The organism is Sedimentimonas flavescens (assembly GCF_025154035.1).
GTDB lineage: Bacteria > Pseudomonadota > Alphaproteobacteria > Rhodobacterales > Rhodobacteraceae > Rhodobacter > Rhodobacter flavescens.
Genome location: NZ_JAOALJ010000005.1, coordinates 71,648 through 90,463 on the forward strand (window position 1 = coordinate 71,648; position 18,816 = coordinate 90,463).

The 18,816-nt window shown below is 64.9% G+C and carries 18 protein-coding genes; 6 read left to right on the top strand and 12 right to left on the bottom strand.

The window, feature by feature from the left end; all coding sequences use genetic code 11:
* Positions 1 to 39: 39 nt before the first annotated feature.
* Both N3C64_RS10355 and hemC read right to left on the bottom strand, forming a co-directional pair.
* A complete protein-coding gene (locus N3C64_RS10355; RefSeq protein WP_260014283.1) occupies positions 40 to 1,419 on the bottom strand; it encodes an FAD-binding oxidoreductase in 1,380 nt (459 codons plus the stop codon).
* Positions 1,416 to 2,360, bottom strand: coding sequence for a hydroxymethylbilane synthase (gene hemC / locus N3C64_RS10360; protein WP_375546113.1), 945 nt, complete (start codon positions 2,358 to 2,360; stop codon positions 1,416 to 1,418). The genes N3C64_RS10355 and hemC overlap by 4 nt, the downstream gene beginning before the upstream one ends.
* 106 nt (positions 2,361 to 2,466) lie before the next feature.
* Between hemC and hemE the strand changes: the two genes are divergently transcribed.
* A complete protein-coding gene (gene hemE, locus N3C64_RS10365; RefSeq protein ID WP_260014287.1) occupies positions 2,467 to 3,498 on the top strand; it encodes a uroporphyrinogen decarboxylase in 1,032 nt (343 codons plus the stop codon).
* A gap of 48 nt (positions 3,499 to 3,546) precedes the next feature.
* Here the strand turns inward: hemE and N3C64_RS10370 are convergent, their stop codons facing one another.
* Both N3C64_RS10370 and hemF read right to left on the bottom strand, forming a co-directional pair.
* Entirely contained in the window at positions 3,547 to 5,457 is a 1,911-nt protein-coding gene (locus tag N3C64_RS10370; RefSeq protein ID WP_260014289.1) for a DEAD/DEAH box helicase, read from the bottom strand.
* Between the two features lie 118 nt (positions 5,458 to 5,575).
* Entirely contained in the window at positions 5,576 to 6,457 is an 882-nt protein-coding gene (gene hemF / locus N3C64_RS10375) for an oxygen-dependent coproporphyrinogen oxidase (RefSeq protein ID WP_260014290.1), read from the bottom strand.
* A gap of 112 nt (positions 6,458 to 6,569) precedes the next feature.
* Here hemF and N3C64_RS10380 point away from each other — a divergent pair, with 112 nt between their 5' ends.
* Positions 6,570 to 6,977: a hypothetical protein gene (locus N3C64_RS10380; RefSeq protein ID WP_260014292.1), complete on the top strand. Its 408-nt coding sequence runs from the start codon at positions 6,570 to 6,572 to the stop codon at positions 6,975 to 6,977.
* Positions 6,978 to 6,980: 3 nt separating this feature from the next.
* On the opposite strand, the gene N3C64_RS10385 is transcribed toward N3C64_RS10380, so the two are convergent.
* The 3 genes from N3C64_RS10385 to clpS are packed head-to-tail and all read right to left on the bottom strand — an operon-like array spanning position 6,981 to position 9,247.
* Positions 6,981 to 7,790, bottom strand: a complete 810-nt coding sequence (locus N3C64_RS10385) for an SDR family NAD(P)-dependent oxidoreductase (protein ID WP_218630843.1) — start codon at positions 7,788 to 7,790, stop codon at positions 6,981 to 6,983.
* Between the two features lie 41 nt (positions 7,791 to 7,831).
* Entirely contained in the window at positions 7,832 to 8,869 is a 1,038-nt protein-coding gene (locus N3C64_RS10390) for a class I SAM-dependent methyltransferase (RefSeq protein WP_260014293.1), read from the bottom strand.
* A gap of 54 nt (positions 8,870 to 8,923) precedes the next feature.
* Positions 8,924 to 9,247 carry an ATP-dependent Clp protease adapter ClpS gene (gene clpS / locus N3C64_RS10395; protein ID WP_236021211.1) on the bottom strand — a complete coding sequence of 108 codons (324 nt, stop codon included), beginning with the start codon at positions 9,245 to 9,247 and terminating at the stop codon, positions 8,924 to 8,926.
* A 152-nt stretch (positions 9,248 to 9,399) separates the two neighbouring features.
* On the opposite strand from clpS, the gene N3C64_RS10400 reads away from it, so the two are divergent.
* Entirely contained in the window at positions 9,400 to 10,095 is a 696-nt protein-coding gene (locus tag N3C64_RS10400) for an HAD family hydrolase (RefSeq protein WP_260014294.1), read from the top strand.
* Here N3C64_RS10400 and N3C64_RS10405 read toward each other — a convergent pair.
* Positions 10,092 to 10,823 (bottom strand): SDR family NAD(P)-dependent oxidoreductase, encoded by a 732-nt coding sequence (locus N3C64_RS10405; protein WP_218630847.1) that lies wholly within the window; start codon positions 10,821 to 10,823, stop codon positions 10,092 to 10,094. The genes N3C64_RS10400 and N3C64_RS10405 overlap by 4 nt on opposite strands.
* Positions 10,824 to 10,960: 137 nt before the next feature.
* Between N3C64_RS10405 and argB the strand changes: the two genes are divergently transcribed.
* From argB to trpB, 3 genes are all read left to right on the top strand, one after another.
* Positions 10,961 to 11,839, top strand: coding sequence for an acetylglutamate kinase (argB, locus tag N3C64_RS10410; RefSeq protein WP_218630909.1), 879 nt, complete (start codon positions 10,961 to 10,963; stop codon positions 11,837 to 11,839).
* A 619-nt stretch (positions 11,840 to 12,458) separates the two neighbouring features.
* A complete protein-coding gene (locus N3C64_RS10415) occupies positions 12,459 to 12,971 on the top strand; it encodes a SixA phosphatase family protein (RefSeq protein WP_218630848.1) in 513 nt (170 codons plus the stop codon).
* A 22-nt stretch (positions 12,972 to 12,993) separates the two neighbouring features.
* Positions 12,994 to 14,193 carry a tryptophan synthase subunit beta gene (gene trpB / locus N3C64_RS10420; protein ID WP_260014295.1) on the top strand — a complete coding sequence of 400 codons (1,200 nt, stop codon included), beginning with the start codon at positions 12,994 to 12,996 and terminating at the stop codon, positions 14,191 to 14,193.
* 78 nt (positions 14,194 to 14,271) lie between these two features.
* On the opposite strand, the gene N3C64_RS10425 is transcribed toward trpB, so the two are convergent.
* The 4 genes from N3C64_RS10425 to N3C64_RS10440 form a co-directional block, all read right to left on the bottom strand.
* Complete coding sequence (locus tag N3C64_RS10425; protein WP_301654574.1) at positions 14,272 to 15,063, bottom strand: amino acid ABC transporter ATP-binding protein; 792 nt, start codon at positions 15,061 to 15,063, stop codon at positions 14,272 to 14,274.
* Positions 15,064 to 15,073: 10 nt separating this feature from the next.
* The gene (locus N3C64_RS10430) at positions 15,074 to 16,384 is read right to left on the bottom strand and encodes an amino acid ABC transporter permease (RefSeq protein WP_260014296.1); all 1,311 of its coding nucleotides are present in this window, start codon (positions 16,382 to 16,384) and stop codon (positions 15,074 to 15,076) included.
* Between the two features lies 1 nt (position 16,385).
* On the bottom strand, positions 16,386 to 17,651 hold the full coding sequence (locus N3C64_RS10435; protein ID WP_218630851.1) for an amino acid ABC transporter permease: 1,266 nt from the start codon (positions 17,649 to 17,651) through the stop codon (positions 16,386 to 16,388).
* A 125-nt stretch (positions 17,652 to 17,776) separates the two neighbouring features.
* The gene (locus N3C64_RS10440) at positions 17,777 to 18,793 is read right to left on the bottom strand and encodes an amino acid ABC transporter substrate-binding protein (protein ID WP_218630852.1); all 1,017 of its coding nucleotides are present in this window, start codon (positions 18,791 to 18,793) and stop codon (positions 17,777 to 17,779) included.
* Between the last annotated feature and the right edge of the window lie 23 nt (positions 18,794 to 18,816).

Genomic DNA, 18,816 nt, shown 5'->3' on the forward strand with positions numbered 1-18,816 from the left:
AAGGCAATCTGTGCTCTGCCAACGCCCCGAATGCAAGGGTCAGGGAATGGTCTTGCCGGGGTTCAGGATGCCCTTGGGATCAAGGGCCGCCTTGATCGCGCGCATCACATCCAGCGCAACAGGGTCCTTGTGCGCGGCCATGGTAGCGCGCTTCGACAGCCCCACTCCATGCTCGGCGCTGAAGGTGCCGCCCAGAGCCACGGCCTCTTCGGCCACGGCGGCGCGGATCGTGTCGTTCAGCGCAGGATCGGTGCGCGTCGGATAGGCGGTGTAATGGATATTGCCGTCGCCGAGATGGGCGATCACCAGCTCTTCGGCGCCGGGGTCGATGGTGGCAAGCCGCGCCGTCATCCGGTGCAGAAAAACCTCAAGCCGATCGAGCGGGAAGGCCACATCGCAATCCACCAGATCGGGGGTGGTGAAGGTGATCTCGGCCGCCGATTCGCGCATCTGCCACAGCTTGCGGCGCTGTGCCTCGGAGGTGGCGATGACAGCCTCGAGCACCTGCCCTGCCTCAAGCGCCGCGCCGAGCACCTCTTCGAGCAGCGCCGTAGGGTCATCGCCCGTGCGGGTCGTCGCGATCTCCAGCAGGATATTCACTGGCTGCGGCGGGAAGGGGCAGGCAAGTTCAGGGCGCAGCCGGGCCAGACGCGCCATGTAATGGGCGGGCATATACTCAAAAGCCTCGACCGCGCCACCCGTCGCCGCCTGCACGCGGTTGAGCAACTCGAGCGCGACGCCAAGGCTTTCAACGCCCAGAAGCGCCGTGCCATAGGCCACCGGCGCGGGCAGCAGCCGCAGCACCGCCGCAGTGATGATACCGAGCGTCCCCTCGGCGCCGATGATCAGATCGCGCAGGTCGTAACCGGTGTTGTCCTTGTGCAGCTGCGTTAGCAGGTTCAGCACGCGCCCATCGGCCAGCACGACCTCCAGCCCCAGACATAGCGCGCGGGCCGAGCCGTAGCGGATGACGTTCGAGCCCCCGGCATTGGTGGACAGAAAGCCCCCCACCATGGCCGAACCCTTGGCACCGAAGGTCAGCGGAAAGGCCAGGCCGTGCTCGGCCGCGATCCCGTGCAGCGCCTCAAGCACGACGCCCGCCTCGGCAACTACGGTGCGGGCGGCGGGGTTGATCTCGCGCACACGGTTGAGGCGCGCAAGCGACAGCATCAATGCGCCCTCGGCGAAGGTTCCGCCATTCAGCCCGGTATTTCCGCCCACCGGCACGACCGGGGTGCCGGTCTCATGCGCAAGGCGCAGGATGGCCGAAACCTCGGCCACCGTCGCGGGGCGCAGAACCGCCAGCGGGGTCCAGTGATAGTGGCCCGTCCACTCGCGCCCATAGGCCGCCGCATCGGCGCCCCTCAGCACATGCGCCGGCCCGATCAGGTCACGCAGGCGGGCGAGCAGGTCGTTCATCGCCAGTCGAAGAAACCCTTGGGCGCCTGCGCCAGCAAGCGTCGCGCAAGATCCGTGCCGAGTTCCGCCGCATCGGCAATCGCGCCGCGTGCTTCGCCCGAGATCGCCTCGGAGCCATCTGGGCGCAGGATCTCGCCGCGCAGCCAGAGTTGGTCGCCCTCGAGCGTCGCGAGCCCGGCGATCGGCGTCTCGCACGAGCCGTCAAGCGTCGCCAGATAGCTGCGTTCGGCCGTCAGACGATGGCCTGCGGGCGCGTCATGGATCGCCGCCAGCAGACGTTCGGTCATCGGATCGGCCAGACGCCGCTCGATCCCGATGCAGCCCTGCGCCACGGCGGGCAGCATCTCATCGACCTCGATGGCCGAGCGCGCGACGTGGCTCATGCCCAGACGGTTCAGGCCCGCCATCGCGAGGAAGGTGGCAACCGCCACACCCTCATCAAGCTTTTTCAGCCGGGTCTGCACATTGCCGCGGAACTCGACCAGCTTCAGATCGGGGCGCTTGTTGGCCAGCTGCGCGCGGCGGCGCAGGCTCGAGGAACCAACCGTCGCACCCTGCGGCAGATCGGCCAGACGCGCGACACCGGGGCTGACGAAAGCATCGCGCACATCCTCGCGCGGGAGGTAGCAGTCAAGCACCAGCCCCTCGGGCTGCGCGACCGGCATGTCCTTCATCGAATGGACCGCGATGTCGATGCGGCCCTCCAGCATGGCCTCTTCGATTTCCTTGGTGAAAAGGCCCTTGCCGCCAAGCTCCTTCAGCGGCTTGTCGGCTGCGATCAGCGCGGCATTGTCGCCGGTCGTCTTGATCACCACGATCTCGAAGGCCGCCTCGGGCAGATCATGGGCGGCCATCAGCCGCGCGCGGGTTTCATGGGCCTGCGCCAGCGCCAGCGGGCTGCCACGCGTGCCGATCTTCAGCGGGTCCGTAATGGAAGGCATCTTGGTCATGGCCAAGCGATAACTGCGGCAATCGGCCCGCGCAAGCGCCGAACGCTTGACATCGCGCCGCAGGGCGGGCTTGTGGGGGACAATTGAGGAGACAGCGATGACCGACAAGACCATCCTTCGTGCCCTGCGGGGCGAGGTTCTGCCCACCCCGCCGGTCTGGATGATGCGGCAGGCGGGCCGCTATCTGCCGGAATACCGCGCGACTCGCGCCGAGGCGGGCGATTTCCTGTCGCTGTGCTACAACCCCGAGCTTGCCGCCGAGGTCACGCTGCAACCGATCCGCCGTTACGGCTTCGACGCGGCGATCCTGTTCGCCGACATCTTGCTTCTGCCGCAGGCACTTGGCGTCGATCTGTGGTTCGAGACCGGCGAAGGCCCGCGCATGAGCACGGTCACCACGCCCGCCGAACTGGCCGCCCTGAAGGGCAAGGACGACATCCACGACACGCTTTCTCCGATCTATGAGACCGTGCGTATCCTGTCGCGCGAACTGCCCAAGGAAACCACGCTGATCGGTTTTGCCGGCGCGCCTTGGACGGTGGCCACCTATATGATCGCCGGACGCGGCACCAAGGATCAGGGCCCGGCCCATGCGCTCAAAGCCGCCGACCGCGCGACCTTCGCCGGGCTGATCGACCTGCTGACCACTTCGACCATCGAATATCTCTCGAAACAGGTCGAGGCCGGCGCCGAGGTCATCAAGATCTTCGACAGCTGGGCGGGCAGCCTCAAGGGTCAGGATTTCGAGGATTTCGCCGTCGAGCCCGCCCGCCGCATCATCGCGGAACTGAAAGCACGCTTCCCCGGCCTGCCGATCATCGCCTTCCCGCGCGAGGCGGGCGAGGGCTATATCGGCTTTGCCAAGAAAACCGGCGCGGATTGCGTGGCCATCGACAACTCGGTCTCGGCCGAATGGGCGGCGGCGAATGTGCAAAAAGACGGTTGCGTGCAGGGCAACCTTGACCCGCGCCACATGGTCACCGGCGGCCAGCCGCTGATCGACGCCACGCGCGAGGTGGTGCGCGCCTTCTCGAAAGGGCCGCATCTCTTCAACCTCGGGCATGGCATCACGCCCGATGCCGACCCCGAGAATGTCGCGCTGATGATCGAGACGATCCGCAAGGGCTGAACATCGCCCCCACGAGCCATGAAAAAAGGGGCCTCGCGGCCCCTTTTCTTATCCCTTGAACTTCTTCGGGCCAGGCTTGCCGGTCTTGGCGCCCGGCTTTCCGAAGGGCTTGCCACCGGGTTTGCCGAACGGCTTACCCGCAGGTTTCTCGCCCGGCTTGCCGTATTTCGCCTTGGGCTTATCGGTTTTCTGTGCAGCGCCATGACCGCCTTCGCGGGCCCAGGGGGCAGCCTTGCGGCCCTTGGGGGCACCGAAGTCCTCGTCGCGGTCACGCGCCGGACCCTTGCGGTGCGGTTTCTTTGGACCGCGATCATCGCCGCCCTTGCTCCAGCGCGCGGGCTTGGGCGCGGGGCGGTCGAGTCCCTCGGGCGCTTCGGCCAGAACCTCGACCTTGCACTTGTCCTCAAGCCGCATCGCGGGGCCAAGGCCGGTCATGAAGCGCGCGGCGGCGTCTTCATGGATCTGCACGAAGGTGTGGTCCTGCATCACGCGGATCGCGCCGATGTCGCGGCGGGTCAGATCGCCCGCACGGCACAGCATCGGCAGAAGCCACTTGGGATCGACCCATTCGTCATGGCCCATGCCAAGACGCAGCCAGGTGGCGCGGTCGAATTCGGCGCGGGCGCGCGGCTTCGGCCCATCGACCGTCACCGGTGTCAGATCCTCCGGCGCCGAACGCGCGGCGCGGAAGTTGCGCAGCACGGCAGCGGCCAGCTGGCGCGGCTCGAACGCTTCGAGAAGCTGCGCGATCCCGTCGAATTCCTCGGCAGTCGCCGCAGCGGTCAGTGCCGGATCTTGCAGGATACGCTGTTGATCTTTGGCCAGAATTTCTTCGGGGCCAGGTGCGCTGTCCCAGGTTGCGGTGACCTGGGCCTCGCGCAGCAGGCGCTCGGCCTTGGCACGCACGTTCAAGGGAACGATCAGCGCCGAAACGCCTTTCGAGCCAGCCCGCCCGGTGCGGCCCGAGCGGTGCAAAAGCCCCTCGCGGTTGACCGGCAGATCGGCGTGGATCACCAGTTCCAAGCCCGGCAGGTCGATGCCGCGCGCGGCCACGTCGGTGGCGATACAGACCCGTGCCCTGCCGTCGCGCATCATCTGCAGCGCGCGCGATCGTTCGTCCTGCGACAACTCACCCGACAGCGCCACGACCGAAAGGCCACGGTTCAAAAGGCGCCCGGTCAGGTGCGTCACGGCCGCGCGGGTCGAACAGAAGACGATGGCGCGCTCGGCCTCGTAGAAGCGCAGCACGTTGACGATGGCGTTCTCGCGGTCGGATTTGTCCACCATCAGCGCGCGGTAGTCGATATCGGCGTGCTGTTCGCGCGCGGCGATGGTCGAAATGCGCTGCGCATCTTTCTGATAGGTCGCCGCCAGCTTGGCGATCGGCGGGGAAACGGTGGCCGAGAACATCAGCGTGCGACGCTCTTCCGGGGCCGCTTCAAGAATGAATTCGAGGTCTTCACGGAAACCGAGGTCGAGCATCTCGTCGGCCTCGTCCATCACCACGACCTGCAGGTCGGACAGATCGAGCGCGCCGCGACGGATATGGTCGCAGATCCGGCCCGGCGTGCCCACGACGATGTGGCAGCCGCGTTCGAGCGCGCGGCGCTCACTGCGGGCGTCCATCCCGCCAACGGCACCGGTGATCACCGCGCCGGCCTTGGCATAAAGCCACGACAGCTCGCGGCTGACCTGTTGGGCCAGTTCACGGGTGGGGGCGATGATCAGCGCATGCGGCAGATCGGCATAGGGCGCAAAGGCGCCGTCGGCCAGAAGCTCTGACGCCATCGCGAGACCGAAGGCCACCGTCTTGCCCGAGCCGGTCTGCGCGGACACCAGCAGGTCTGCCCCTGCCAGCGCGGGGTCCGAGACCGCCTCCTGCACCGGGGTCAGAGTGGTGTATCCCTTCTCGGACAACGCCGCAGAAAGGGCGTCGGGAAGGTGCGGAAACTGGGTCATGTCGGGGCCTTCTGAAAACACGAAGGCCGCGTTCTAGTCCAAACCCCGCCGAGTGTATAGGGCGAATCGCCTGCGCAGAGGGCAACCCCGCCAAGCGTTTACTGCGTTGTCGTGCGTTTTACGGCCACTTGGCCAGCGGCGGCAAGCTCATCAGCACCGCATCGGCATTGTGCCCGGTCTCAAGCCCGAACTTGGTGCCCCGATCATAGACGAGGTTGTATTCGGCATAGAGTCCGCGATGGACCAGCTGAGTGTCGCGATCAGCCTCCGACGCGGGCGTGCCAAGGCGGCGTTCGGTCACCGGGATGAAGGCGGGCAGGAAGGCCGCACCGACCGAACGGGTGAAGGCAAAATCCGCCTCCCAGTCGCCGGTGTTCAGATCGTCGTAGAAGATGCCGCCGACGCCGCGCGCGCGGCCCCGGTGCGGGACAAAGAAATACTCATCCGCCCAGGCCTTGAAGCGGGGGTAATACTCGGCGTCATGCGCGTCGCAGGCGCCCTGCATCTGCGCATGGAAATGCGCGGTATCCTCGGGGTATTCGATGCAGGGGTTGAGGTCTGCACCGCCGCCGAACCACCAGGCATTGGGCGTCCAGAACATGCGGGTATTCATGTGCACAGCGGGGGTGTGCGGGTTTTGCATATGGGCCACAAGGCTGATCCCCGAGGCCCAGAAGCGCGGGTCTTGCTCCATCCCGGGCACGCCGCGTGCCGCCATCGCCTTTTGCGCGCGCGGGGCCAGCTCGCCCCAGACGGTCGAGATATTCACCCCGACCTTCTCGAAGACGCGCCCGCCGCGCATCACGCTCATCTTGCCGCCGCCGTGATCCTCGCCTGCGGGGCCGGTGCGGGTGGTGGGGGTGACCTCGAAGCGGCCCGGCGCGGCGCTACCCGGACCGCGATCTTCCAGATCCTCGAAAGCCGCGACGATGCGGTCGCGCAGATCCGAGAACCACTGGCTGGCCTGCGCCTTGCGCTCGGTGAAATCGGTGTCGATCATACGCGGCTCCTCCTGATCACTTTTTGGGTTCATTAACAGGCGCAGCCCGCGGGCGGAATTGCCTTTTGCACCGCGCCGTCGCAGGATGGGCCGTGGATTTCAGGAGGTAGCTATGTTTTCGCGCGTGACCCTGGCAGTTCTTGGCGGAGTGATGCTTTTGGGCGCCTGCGGCACCCCGCAGGAACAATGCATCAGCCGATCAACGCGCGAAGTACGCAATCTTGAGTACCTGCTGAAGGAAACCGAAGAGAACCTTGCGCGCGGCTACGCCTGGGAGGAATACGAGGTCCCCACCTGGCGGCGTGAGATTTGCGGCACGCAACTGGTGCCCGGCACAGGTGGACCCGTCGAGAGACCGCGCTACTGCCTTGTGCGCGACACCGAGACAAAGCGTCGCATCAAGTCGATCGACCCTGCGCAAGAGGCCCGCAAGCGCGATGCGCTGAAGGCCAAGATCGCGGCGCTCATGCCGCAGGTCGAGGCCAATATCGCCGCCTGCCGCGCGACCTATCCCGAGTAAGCCTTAGAACATCGGCACCGAGATCGGATCGACCACGCTGCGCCCGCCATCGACCTGAATGATCTGGCCGGTCATGAACGACGCGCCCGGCGAGGCGAGGAATTGCACCGCCTCGGCCAGTTCCGTGGCGGGGGCGATGCGGCCAAGGGGGGTACCCTCGGTGATGGCGGCGCGCCACTCGGGGTTCTCCTTGATGCCTGCGAGCAAAGAAGCGCTCATGACCGAGCCGAACGAGACCCCGTTCACCCGGATGCGGTGCGGCGCCAGCGCGACAGCAAGGCTGCGCGTCGCCTGATCCTGCGCTGCGCAGGCAATCGAATAGGCCAGCAGTTCGGGCTGCGCGTGCAGCGATGCCTGGGTCGAGACGTTGATGATGCAGCCCACCTCGCCCTCGGTCCGGCGCTCCTTCTCGGCCTGGCTCATCATCCGCTTCGCGGTCATCTGCGACAGGCGCAGCGCACCGCGCATGTTCTGGCGCATCATGTCGTCGAGGATATCCTGCGCGGGATCGAGCGGATCGCAGGGCGTCACCGCCCGCGCCGCGTTCACCAGAATGTCGATCTTGTCGAACGCGTCAATCGTGGCCGAGAGCAGGTTGTTCACCGTCAGCTTCTCGCACAGGTCGCCCGCGAAATAGCGCGCAGGGCCCTCGGTCTTGGCGTTCTCGCCCAATTCCGCGATCAGCTTGGCCTCGTCGATATCGGCGCACATGACATAGGCGCCACGGTCCAGAAAGTGGCGCGCGATGGCTAGGCCGATGCCATGGGCGGCGCCGGTGATGATCGCAGTCTTGCCGGTGATGGAAAGCGACATGGGCTGTCCCCTGAGATTGGTTTGCGGGCTTTTACCCGATTTTAACGGCGCGGACGAGCCATGCGCGTGCGTGACGCGGCGACCGGCTTGGATCCGCCGACGATGGGCTTGCTGGCGCGGATGATCTTGAAGCCGCCATCCCCGCCGAGTTCCTCGATCTCGTGGAAACTGGCGCGCAGGGCCTCTTCATAGGGCAGGTGGCGGTTGGCGACCATCCACAGCGTCCCGGAGAGCGACAGCATCGAAGCCGCCGCACGAATGAAGGCCGCGCCCAGCGCCGGATCGGCCACGCGCGAGGTATGGAAGGGCGGGTTCATCACGATGCCCGAATAGCGCGCCTCGGGCACGTAAGCGGTGGCATCGGCCCAGACGAAGCGCGCGCGCGGGTCGGCGATGTTACGCCGCGCGCAGTCCAGTGCGGCGTGTTCGGCCTCGATCAGGTCGATGCTCTCAACGCCCTCGCGGGCCAGAACCTGCGCGGCAAGCCAGCCCCAGCCCGCGCCCAGATCGGCCATCCGGGCGGGCAGCTTGGCCGGAAGCGCCTCGGCCAGCAGCGCAGAGCCGCGGTCGATGCCATCGGCGGAAAAGACGCCGGGCGCGGTGACAAAGCCGGGCGCGGGCTCGCCCGGACGGGCCTGCCACTCGGCCGGGGCGGCCGCGCCCGCAGCGAAGGCAAAGATCTTGCCATGCGCCTTGGCCAGCGGCGGGGTGACAAGGGCCCAAGCGCGCAGATCCTTGAGCGCCGAATCCACGCCATCATGCTTGGCGCCATCGACCCAGACCGGGCCGTTGGGTGCAACGCGCGTATTGGCCTCAAACAGGATCGCGCGGGCCTCGGCCTTGGCGCGGGGCAGGAACACGATGGCGCCCGTGTACTCGGCGCCAGGTTCGGCCACGACATCGAAGCCACGCGCCTTCAAAGCATCGAAATCGGGCGCGAAACCCTGGATCACCTGCACCCGCTCGCGCGGCAGGTCGGACAGATCGGTGTCGCGGGTGGCGCGCCAGACGGCGATACGGCCCTCGGCGGGCAAGGCATCAGGCGCGGCAAGCGCGAGGGAAACTCGGGGATGGCTCATGGGGACCTTCGGGTCTGGCAATGGGGGCTGGCATCGGCGCGCAGGCGCGATGCGTCATTCCTTTTCCATCGTGCATTGCAGCGGGTGCTGGTGGCGGCGGGCGAAATCCATCACCTGGGCCACCTTGGTCTCGGCCACTTCGAACGAGAAGACGCCGACGACGGCAAGCCCCTTCTTGTGCACGGTCAGCATGATCTCGAAGGCCTGCGCATGGGACATGCCGAAGAACCGCTCGAGGATATGCACGACGAATTCCATCGGCGTGTAATCGTCGTTCAGCAGCAGAACCTTGTACATGGGCGGGCGCTGCGTCTTGGGACGAGTCTTGAGCGCGACGCCGGCTTCGCCTTCGGCGTCGTCCTTTCGGTCGGCCATCATGTGAATGGGCTCGCGCAAGTCGCTCTCTCGCAGGAATCGGATCTTTCTGTCCGGCGAATATAGGCGCATCTGCCCATATGAAAAGCCTTTTGCGGAAAGGGAATTGCCTTTTGCCCCCGCGTCGGGCCACTCTCGCGGCTCGGGAGGCGCCCATGACCCTGACGACGATTGGCTTCGATGCCGATGACACGCTCTGGCACAACGAGCGGTTCTTTCACCTCACGCAGGAGCGGTTTCACGACCTGCTGGCCAACCATGCCCCGCGCGAGCATCTGGCCGAACGGCTGCTGGCGGCCGAGCGGCGCAACATCGGCCATTACGGCTTTGGCGTGAAGGGCTTCACCCTGTCGATGATCGAGACTGCCATCGAGGTCAGCGAGGGGCGCGTGCCCGCCTCGGTCATCAGTGAAATCATGGCCGCCGGGCGCGAGATGCTGGCCCATCCGATCGAATTGCTACCCCATGCCCGCGAGGCGATCGAGGCGCTGGCCGGGCACTACCGAATCGTGCTGGTCACCAAGGGCGATCTGCTCGATCAGGAGCGCAAGCTGGCGCAATCGGGGCTGGGGGAGTTGTTCAACGCGGTCGAGATCGTCTCTGACAAGAAGCCCGAGGTCTATCGCACCGTCTTCGCCCGCCATGGCACTGGACCCACCGAGGGCATGATGGTGGGCAATTCGCTGAAATCCGACGTGATCCCGATGATCGAGGCCGGGGGCTATGGCGTGCATGTCCCCCATGACCTGACCTGGGCGCTGGAACATGCCGATCCGCCGACCGCCGATCCGCATTTCGCCGAACTGCCCGATCTGGGCGCCCTGCCCGATCTGGTGGCGCGTCTGGCCTAGACGTGCTGGCCCGCGTTCACCTCAATCTCGGTCCCGGTGACATAGCTTGAGGCATCCGAGCACAGGAACCAGATCACATCGGCCACCTCGCGCGGTTGGCCAAGGCGCCGCAACGGCAGGTTCTCGACGATCTTCTCGGTGCCGGGGGAGAGGATCGAGGTCTCGATCTCACCCGGCGCGATGGCGTTGACACGCACGCCGAGCGGGCCGAAATCATGCGCCATCTCGCGCGTCAGCGCCTTCAGCGCGGCTTTCGAGGTGGCATAGGCCGCGCCCGCGAAAGGATGCACCCGGCTGCCCGCGATCGAGGTGACGTTGACCACCGCACCCTTGGCCGCCGACAATTCCTCCTTCAGCCCGCGCGCCAGCACGATCGAGGCGAAGAAGTTGACATGGAACACCTGCCCCCAGGCGCTGAGGTCGGTGTCGAGCGTGTTGAGGCGGCTGCCCCCCGGCCCCTTCGGCGAGATCCCCGCGTTGTTGACCAGCGCGTGCAGCTTGCCATCCAGCCGCGCACGGATCTCGGAAATCGACTCGATCGTCTTCTTGGGGTCGGCGAGGTCGATCACGATATGATCCTCGCGCCCGCCGCCCCAGGGGCATTGCTCGGGGAAGGGCTGGCGCGAGCAGGTGATGATGCGCCACCCCTCGCGGGCGAATCGTTTCACCGTGGCATGGCCGATCCCCCGGCTCGCCCCCGTCAGCAGCATCACCTTGCGGTCGTCCATTCCGGCCCCCTGTCCTTCGCGCTTGTCCGTGAACCTAATCCCCTGCGCGGCAATGGCAATGCCCTTGGCATGGGGCAAGTTTGGCCGTAACACTGAGCGCCGACTTTTCCCGGGGGCAAGACATGAGAAAGCAGACCATGGACCGTGACTGGATCGCCACCGCCCGGACGCTCTCCGAGGCGCTTCCCTACCTGCAACGCTACACGGGGGCCGTTGTCGTCGTGAAATTCGGCGGCAACGCGATGGGCGACGATGACGCCATGGCCGAGTTTGCCCGCGACATCGTGCTGATGAAGCAGGTCGGCATGAACCCGGTCGTCGTGCATGGCGGCGGCCCGATGATCAACGAGATGCTGGCCAAGCTCGGCATCAAATCGGACTGGGTGCGCGGCAAGCGCGTGACCGACAAGGCCACCGTCGAGGTGGTCGAGATGATCCTGTCGGGTCTTGTGAACAAGCGCATCGTGCAGGCGATCAACGATCAGGGCGGACGTGCGGTCGGTATCTCGGGCAAGGACGATGACCTGATGGTCTGCGAGGCCGACGACCCGGAACTGGGTTTCGTGGGCCGCCCGGTCGAGATGAACGTGCAGGTGATCCGCGACCTTTACAGCGCGGGCATGATCCCGGTGATCGCCCCGGTCGCGACCGGCGTGAACGACAACGAGACCTTCAACGTCAACGGCGACACCGCTGCGGGCGCCATCGCGGGCGCGCTGCAGGCCGACCGCCTGCTGCTGTTGACCGATGTCGCGGGCGTCAAGGACAAGGCTGGCGAGGTCATCACCAACATGACCCCCGACGAGGTGCAGGGCTTGATCGCCGACGGCACGATCTCGGGCGGCATGATCCCCAAGGTCGAGACCGCGCTGAAGGCGGTCAAGGAGGGCGTGCGCGCCGTGGTCATTCTGGATGGCCGCGTGGCGAATGCCTGCCTGCTGGAACTGTTCACTGAACATGGCGCGGGCTCGATGATCCGCTCCACCATGCCGAAGGTGAAGCCACGTCGCGGATAAGCACCGATTTCCTCAAGGACCTGAATGCCGAGCGGCTCTTCGTCGCCGGCACCCTTGAGGATGCGGGCAGGCACATCGCCCTCATCGCCCCCGCAGAGCCCGGCTTCTGGGCACATCTGACGGCGAGCCCCGAGTTTCGCGACGGCACCCCAGATCCGATCGACCGCTGGTCGGCGCGTGTTATCGGCGCACTTGCGCAGCGCCATGGCGGCGCGGCGGTCTTTCCGTCCGACGGGCCACCCTACCCGCCGTTCTTCGACTGGACACTGCGCTCGGGGCGGTTCCACCGCTCGCCGGTGCAATTGCTGGTACATCCGCAGATGGGGCTTTGGGCCAGCCTGCGTGGCGCCATCCTGTTCGAGATCCTGCCCTGTGCGCCCTTGCCTGCCCTGACAAGCCCCTGCGCGGCCTGCCCCGCGCCATGCCTCAGCGCCTGCCCGGTTGGCGCACTGAGTGAGGGCGCACCCTATGATGTGCCCGCCTGCCACGATTTCCTCAATAAACCCGAAGGCATAGACTGTCTTTCTCGGGGCTGTGTCGTTCGGCGCGCTTGCCCCGCAGGGCGAAGCTATGGCAGGCTCGACGAGCAGTCCGCTTGGCATATGAGGCACTTCCACAAATGACACCGCTCGGCCACCGCCGCCTGATCCTGACGCGTCACGCGAAATCCAGCTGGGACGACCCGCTGATGGAGGATCACGACCGCCCCCTGAACGCCCGGGGCAATGCCGCCGCGCGGGAGCTGGGCGACTTTCTGGCCTCGCGCGGGCTCGAACCCGAAGAGGTTCTGTGCTCCACAGCCAAACGCACCCGCGAAACCTGGGACCGCGTGGCCGCCGCCGTGATCGAAACGCGCCCCGAGGTGCATTACCTCGACGCGCTCTACCACGCCTCGGCCGACACCATGCTTGAGGTGCTGAAGACCGCCACGCAGCCCTGTGTGATGATGATCGGGCACAACCCCGGCATCGCCGAGTTCGCCGCGCGGCTGCCCTCTCGCCCGGTCTTCGACCCCGAGTTCCGCAAATACCCGACCTGCGCCACGCTGATCGTCGATTTCCAGATCGAAGACTGGTCACAGGTCAAACCCGGCTTCGGCTCGATGCTGGAATTCTTCCGCCCAACGCGATGACTATCAGAAGTGAGGATTTTTCATGGGGTATCTGAAATCGACACCCAACGCCGAAGGTTTCTTCGGTGAATATGGCGGCGCGGATCTGCCGCCGCCGCTCGTCCCACATTTCAAGGAAATCACGGACGCCTATCTGCGCCTGTCGAAATCGGCCGATTTCATCGCCGAGCTGCGCTATATCCGCAAGCATTTCCAGGGCCGCCCGACCCCGGTCAGCCATCTCAAGAACCTCTCCGATCTGTGCGGCGGCGCCCAGATCTACGCCAAGCGCGAGGATCTGAACCACACCGGCGCGCATAAGCTCAACCACTGCATGGCCGAGGGGCTTCTGGCCAAATACATGGGCAAGAAGAAGCTGATGGCCGAGACCGGCGCAGGTCAGCACGGCGTGGCGCTGGCCACGGCGGCTGCCTATTTCGGGCTCGAGTGCGAGATTCACATGGGCGAGATCGACATCGCCAAGGAGGCGCCGAACGTCACCCGAATGAAGCTTCTGGGTGCGACCGTGGTGCCGGTGGGCTTCGGCGGGCGCTCGCTCAAGGAGGCTGTGGACAGCTGCTTCCAAAGCTACGTGTCGCAGGCTGACACGGCGCTCTTCGCAATCGGCTCGGTCGTCGGGCCGCACCCGTTCCCGCGCATGGTGCGCGACTTCCAGCACGTGATCGGCGTCGAGGCGCGCGAGCAGTTCCTGGAAATGACCGGCGAGCTGCCTGACATCGTGGCTGCCTGCGTCGGCGGCGGGTCGAACGCGATGGGCCTCTTCTCGGGCTTCATCGAGGATAAGGACGTGGCGCTTTACGGGGTGGAGCCGCTCGGCACCTCCTCGAAACTGGGCGATCACGCCGCCACCATCACCTATGGCGAGGATGGCGACATCCACGGCTTCCGCACCATCGTGCTGAAGGACGCCGAGGGCAACCCGGCCCCGGTCCACACCGTGGCCTCGGGCCTCGACTATCCCGGCGTCGGCCCCGAGCACGCGCATCTGCACCGCACCGGCCGCGTCACCTACACGGCCGCCAGCGACAAGGAGGCGCTCGACGCCTTCTACAAGCTCTCGCGCCATGAAGGCATCATCCCCGCCCTCGAAAGCGCCCATGCGGTGGCCTTCGCGATCCGCGAGGCCAAGGCCCATCCTGGCAAATCGATCCTGATCAACCTTTCAGGACGGGGCGACAAGGATATCGACTATGTGACCGAAACCTACGGCTTCGGCGCATGACAAAAGGGGCCCTGCGGGGCCCCTTCTTCTTGGTGCAAATACCTCGGGGGTCCGGGGGCGGCGCCCCCGGCCTTGGCCTCAGTGTCCCAGGATCTGGCTCAGGAACAGCTTGGTACGTTCGGACTGCGGGTTGTTGAAGAAGTCGTGCGGGTTGTTCTGCTCGACGATCTGCCCCTGGTCCATGAAGATCACGCGGTTCGCCACGGCCTGAGCAAAGCCCATCTCGTGGGTCACGCAGAGCATCGTCATCCCCTCTTCGGCCAGCTCGATCATGGTGTCGAGCACCTCCTTGATCATCTCGGGATCAAGCGCCGAGGTCGGCTCGTCGAACAGCATGATCCGCGGCTTCATGCACAGCGAGCGTGCAATGGCCACACGCTGCTGCTGACCGCCCGAAAGCTGCCCCGGATATTTCAGCGCCTGATCCGGGATCTTCACCTTCTCGAGGAAATACATCGCCGTTTCCTCGGCTTCCTTCTTCGGGATCTTGCGCACCCAGATCGGCGCCAGCGTGCAGTTCTCGAGGATGGTCAGATGCGGGAAGAGGTTGAAGTGCTGGAACACCATCCCCACTTCCGAGCGCACCTTGTCGATGTTCTTGAGGTCCGAGGTCAGCTCGGTTCCATCCACGATGATCCTGCCCGACTGGTGCTCTTCCAGACGGTTGATGCAGCGGATCATCGTCGATTTGCCCGAACCCGAAGGTCCTGCGATAACGATACGCTCGCCCTGGTTCACGGTCAGGTTGATGTCGCGCAGAACATGGAACTGGCCGTACCATTTGTTCATGTTCTCGATCTGGATGGCGACCTCGTCGCTGACCTGCATGTGGCTGCGGTCGATGTCACGTTCGAAATGCGGCTCCGTCATGGGTCGCTCCTTAACGGTGGTCACGCTTCAGCTTGCGCTCAAGATACATTGCGTACCGCGACATGCTGAAGTTCAGGATGAAGAAAATGGCGCCGACGAAGACGAAAGGTTCCCAGTAGATACCTTTCCAGTTGAAGTCGGCGCGGATGAAGTCGGGGATGCCCTTGAGCGGATCGAACAGGCCCACGAAGGTCACAAGCGTTGTGTCCTTGAACATGCCGATGAAGGTCGACACGATCCCCGGGATCGAGATCTTGAGCGCCTGCGGCAGAATGATCAGCCGCTGCGCTTTCCAGTAATCCAGACCCAGGGCGTCAGCCGCCTCATACTGCCCGCGCGGAAGCGCCGCGAGACCGCCGCGGATCACCTCGGCGATATAGGCTGCGGCGAACATCGTCACCAGGATCATGACACGCAAGATGATGTCGAAGTTCGTCCCCGGCGGCAGGAAGTAGTTCAAGAGCAGTGAGGCCACGAACAGGAGCGTGATCAGCGGCACGCCGCGGATGAACTCGATGAACATCACCGAGCAGCTCTTGATCAGGAACATGTTCGACTGACGGCCAAGCGCGAGGATGATCCCCAGCGGCAGCGACAGCGCGATGCCCCCGGCCCCGATGGTGATCGCCAGCAGGAAACCACCGAAGCGGTCCGAGGCCACAGGCTCGATCGCCAGGGGGATCATGGTGCTCAGAATGTCATCCAGCGGCCCCACGGCGAACAGCCAGAACAGGATCGGCGCGACAATCGCGGCCACGATTGCCAGGATCGAGCTGACTTCATCCAGAAAGCGCAGGGCAAGGAAGCCGATCCCGAAACCCGCGGCGATCATGATGACCGGCCAGGCCGAACCGCCCCAGAGCAACCAGATTGCCAAGAGCGGATAAGCCAGGCTGAACAGCAGCATCTGCCGGGGCAGTTGGGTGAACAGCACCGGGGCGACTGCAAGCAGCAGGCCCAGGAAGACTGCAATCGGGCGCCAGTAAAGCTCGGGCGGATAGAACCCGAAGATGAACTGGTGCCAGCGCTCACGCAGCATGGCCCAGCAGGCGCCGCTGGCGCCCTCGCCCCAATTCGCCGCGATGATCGTGCGGCACTCGGCGAGCGAGTTGGCATTCCAGACCGAGTGGCGGAACCACGGGTAGAAATGCGTCACCAGCAGGTAGATCACGAACACGCTGGACAGGGTCAGGATGGCATTGAACCAGCTTGCGAACAGGTTTTCGCGCAGCCATTTCACCAGACCGGCCTGTGAGGTCGGCGGATCTTGCGGCGGCAGCATGTCCTTGCGCACGAAGGCGGCGGTTTGCGAAGTGCTCATCTTACCGCTCCTTCAGTTTGACGGATTTGTTGTAGACGTTCATTAGCCCCGAGATTGTCAGAGAGATCGCGAGGTAGATAAGCATCATCAACAAGATAGCCTCGAGCTCTCGCCCGGTCTGGTTGAGCGTGACGCCCCCTAGGGTGCCGCGCAGGTCCATGTAACCGACGGCGATCGCCAGCGACGAGTTCTTGGTCAGGTTCAGATATTGCGAGATCAGCGGCGGGATGATCACCCGCAGCGCCTGCGGCAGGATCACCAGCTTCATCGTACGGTTCGGGCGCAGGCCCAACGCATAGGCGGCCTCGCTCTGACCCTTCGAGATAGCCAGGATGCCCGCGCGGACGATCTCGGCGATGAAGGCCGCCGTGTAGAGCGTCAGCCCCAGCCAAAGTGCCACAAAGGCGTTCGACACGTTGTTGCCGCCAGTAAAGTTGAAGCCCTTGAGCGTCGGCGAAACCAGATGGAAGCCCAAGGCCACCAGCACCACAAGAAGCGGGCCGAACAGGATCAGCAGGCTTTTCCACCAGGTTACCGGGCGCACGCCGGTTTCATTCTGCACCTTGTGCGCATGGGCCTTAAGCCGGCGATTCCCCCAGATCGAAACGATTAAGACGACCGCGATCAGAAGGAAGTTCAGCGAAATCGGTGCAAAGGCGGTGTCGATCGTCCCAAGCGAGTTGGTGAACTCGATCGCCGGTATCGCGGTGTAGCGGTTCGTCACCGCCACAGAGTCGAAGAGCAGCATGGAAACTGCGGACTCTCCGGTCTCCGGGTTGATCTTGTAGGCGTTCGGAGAGGGCGTGACTTCAGACAGCAGTGCGATGCAGACGAGGATCCACAGCAGGACCGGGATGTTGCGAAACATCTCGACGTAGGAGGTCATCAGCCGCGCCACCAGCCAGTTGTGCGACAGGCGCAGAACGCCAATGATGATCCCCAGAACGGTCGCCGCCGCACAGCCCAGGACCGACACCCAAAGGGTGTTCAGCAGCCCGACCAGCATCGCGCGGGCATGCGTATTGTCGTTGGTATAGGGGATCAACTGCTGGCCGATATCGTAACCTGCACGGTTACTCAGGAAGCCAAAGTTGAAATCTTTCCCTAGTTGATTGAGGTTCTGGATCGTGTTGTCCACAAGCCAGGCGACCCCTGCCATCACCAAAATGAAGGTCACGACCTGAATGGTCAGAGAGCGATAGCGGGTATCGTAGATAAGCTGACTGAGCCGGAAACCTTGTTCCGGCGCATCCGATGCGCTTGTCATTCGTGTTTCCCCTGTTCCAGACACGCGTCCTGGGCTTAGGCCCATGTTGCGAGGTCATGCCTCCGCGCGCAGGATATTATTTGATGAGAGGGCGCGCCGACCTGTCGGCGCGCCCTTCCTGTTTCTTAGCGGAACGGCGGAGCGTACAGCAGGCCGCCCTGGGTCCATTGCGCGTTCAGACCGCGCGCCAGAGCGATCGGAGTCGCCTCGCCGATGGTTGCGGCGAAGATCTCGCCGTAGTTGCCGCTGGCCTTGATGGCGCGCACGGCCCAGTCGTTGTCGAGACCGGTCATCTTGCCCAGCTCGCCTTCGACGCCGAGCAGACGGTTGATTTCCGGGTTCTCGGTGCCCTTGGCCAGTTCATCGACATTGGCCGAGGTCACACCGTATTCCTCGGCGGCGATGAGCGCGTTGAGCGTCCAGCGGACGACGTCGCCCCACTGGCTGTCACCGTGACGCACTGCCGGCCCGAGCGGCTCTTTCGAGATGACTTCCGGAAGGATGATGTGGTTTTCCGGATCCGCGTAGGAGGCGCGGGTGGCGGCGAGGCCCGAGATATCGGTAGTGTAGGCATCGCAGGCGCCAGCCAGGTACTGCTGCTCACCCTCGGCGTTCGAGTCGATGGTGATCGGCTGGTAGGTCATGTTGTTGGCCTTGAAGAAGTCGGCCAGGTTCAGTTCGGTCGTGGTGCCGGTCTGGATACAGACCGAGGCGCCGTCGAGCTCTTTCGCCGAGGTCACACCCAGATCCTTGCGGACCATGAAGCCCTGACCGTCGTAGTAGTTCACGCCGACGAAATCGAGCTTGAGGTCGGTATCGCGCGAGAAGGTCCAGGTGGAGTTGCGCGACAGCATGTCGACCTCACCCGAAGCCAGCGCGGTGAAGCGGGTCTGGCCGGTGGTCGGCACGTATTTGACCTTGGACGGGTCGCCCAGAACGGCTGCGGCAACGGCCTTGCAGACGGCCACGTCGAAGCCCGACCAGTTGCCGTTGGCATCCGGCGCGGCAAAGCCGACAAGACCGGTGTTCACGCCGCAGTTCAGCTCGCCACGGGCCTTTACGTCATCCAGGGTGCCGGCAGCAGCCACACCCGCAGAGACCGCGGCCACAGCCAGCGTGCCGAGAAGTACGGATTTTTTCATATTTACCTCTTCCTGAGTTGCCG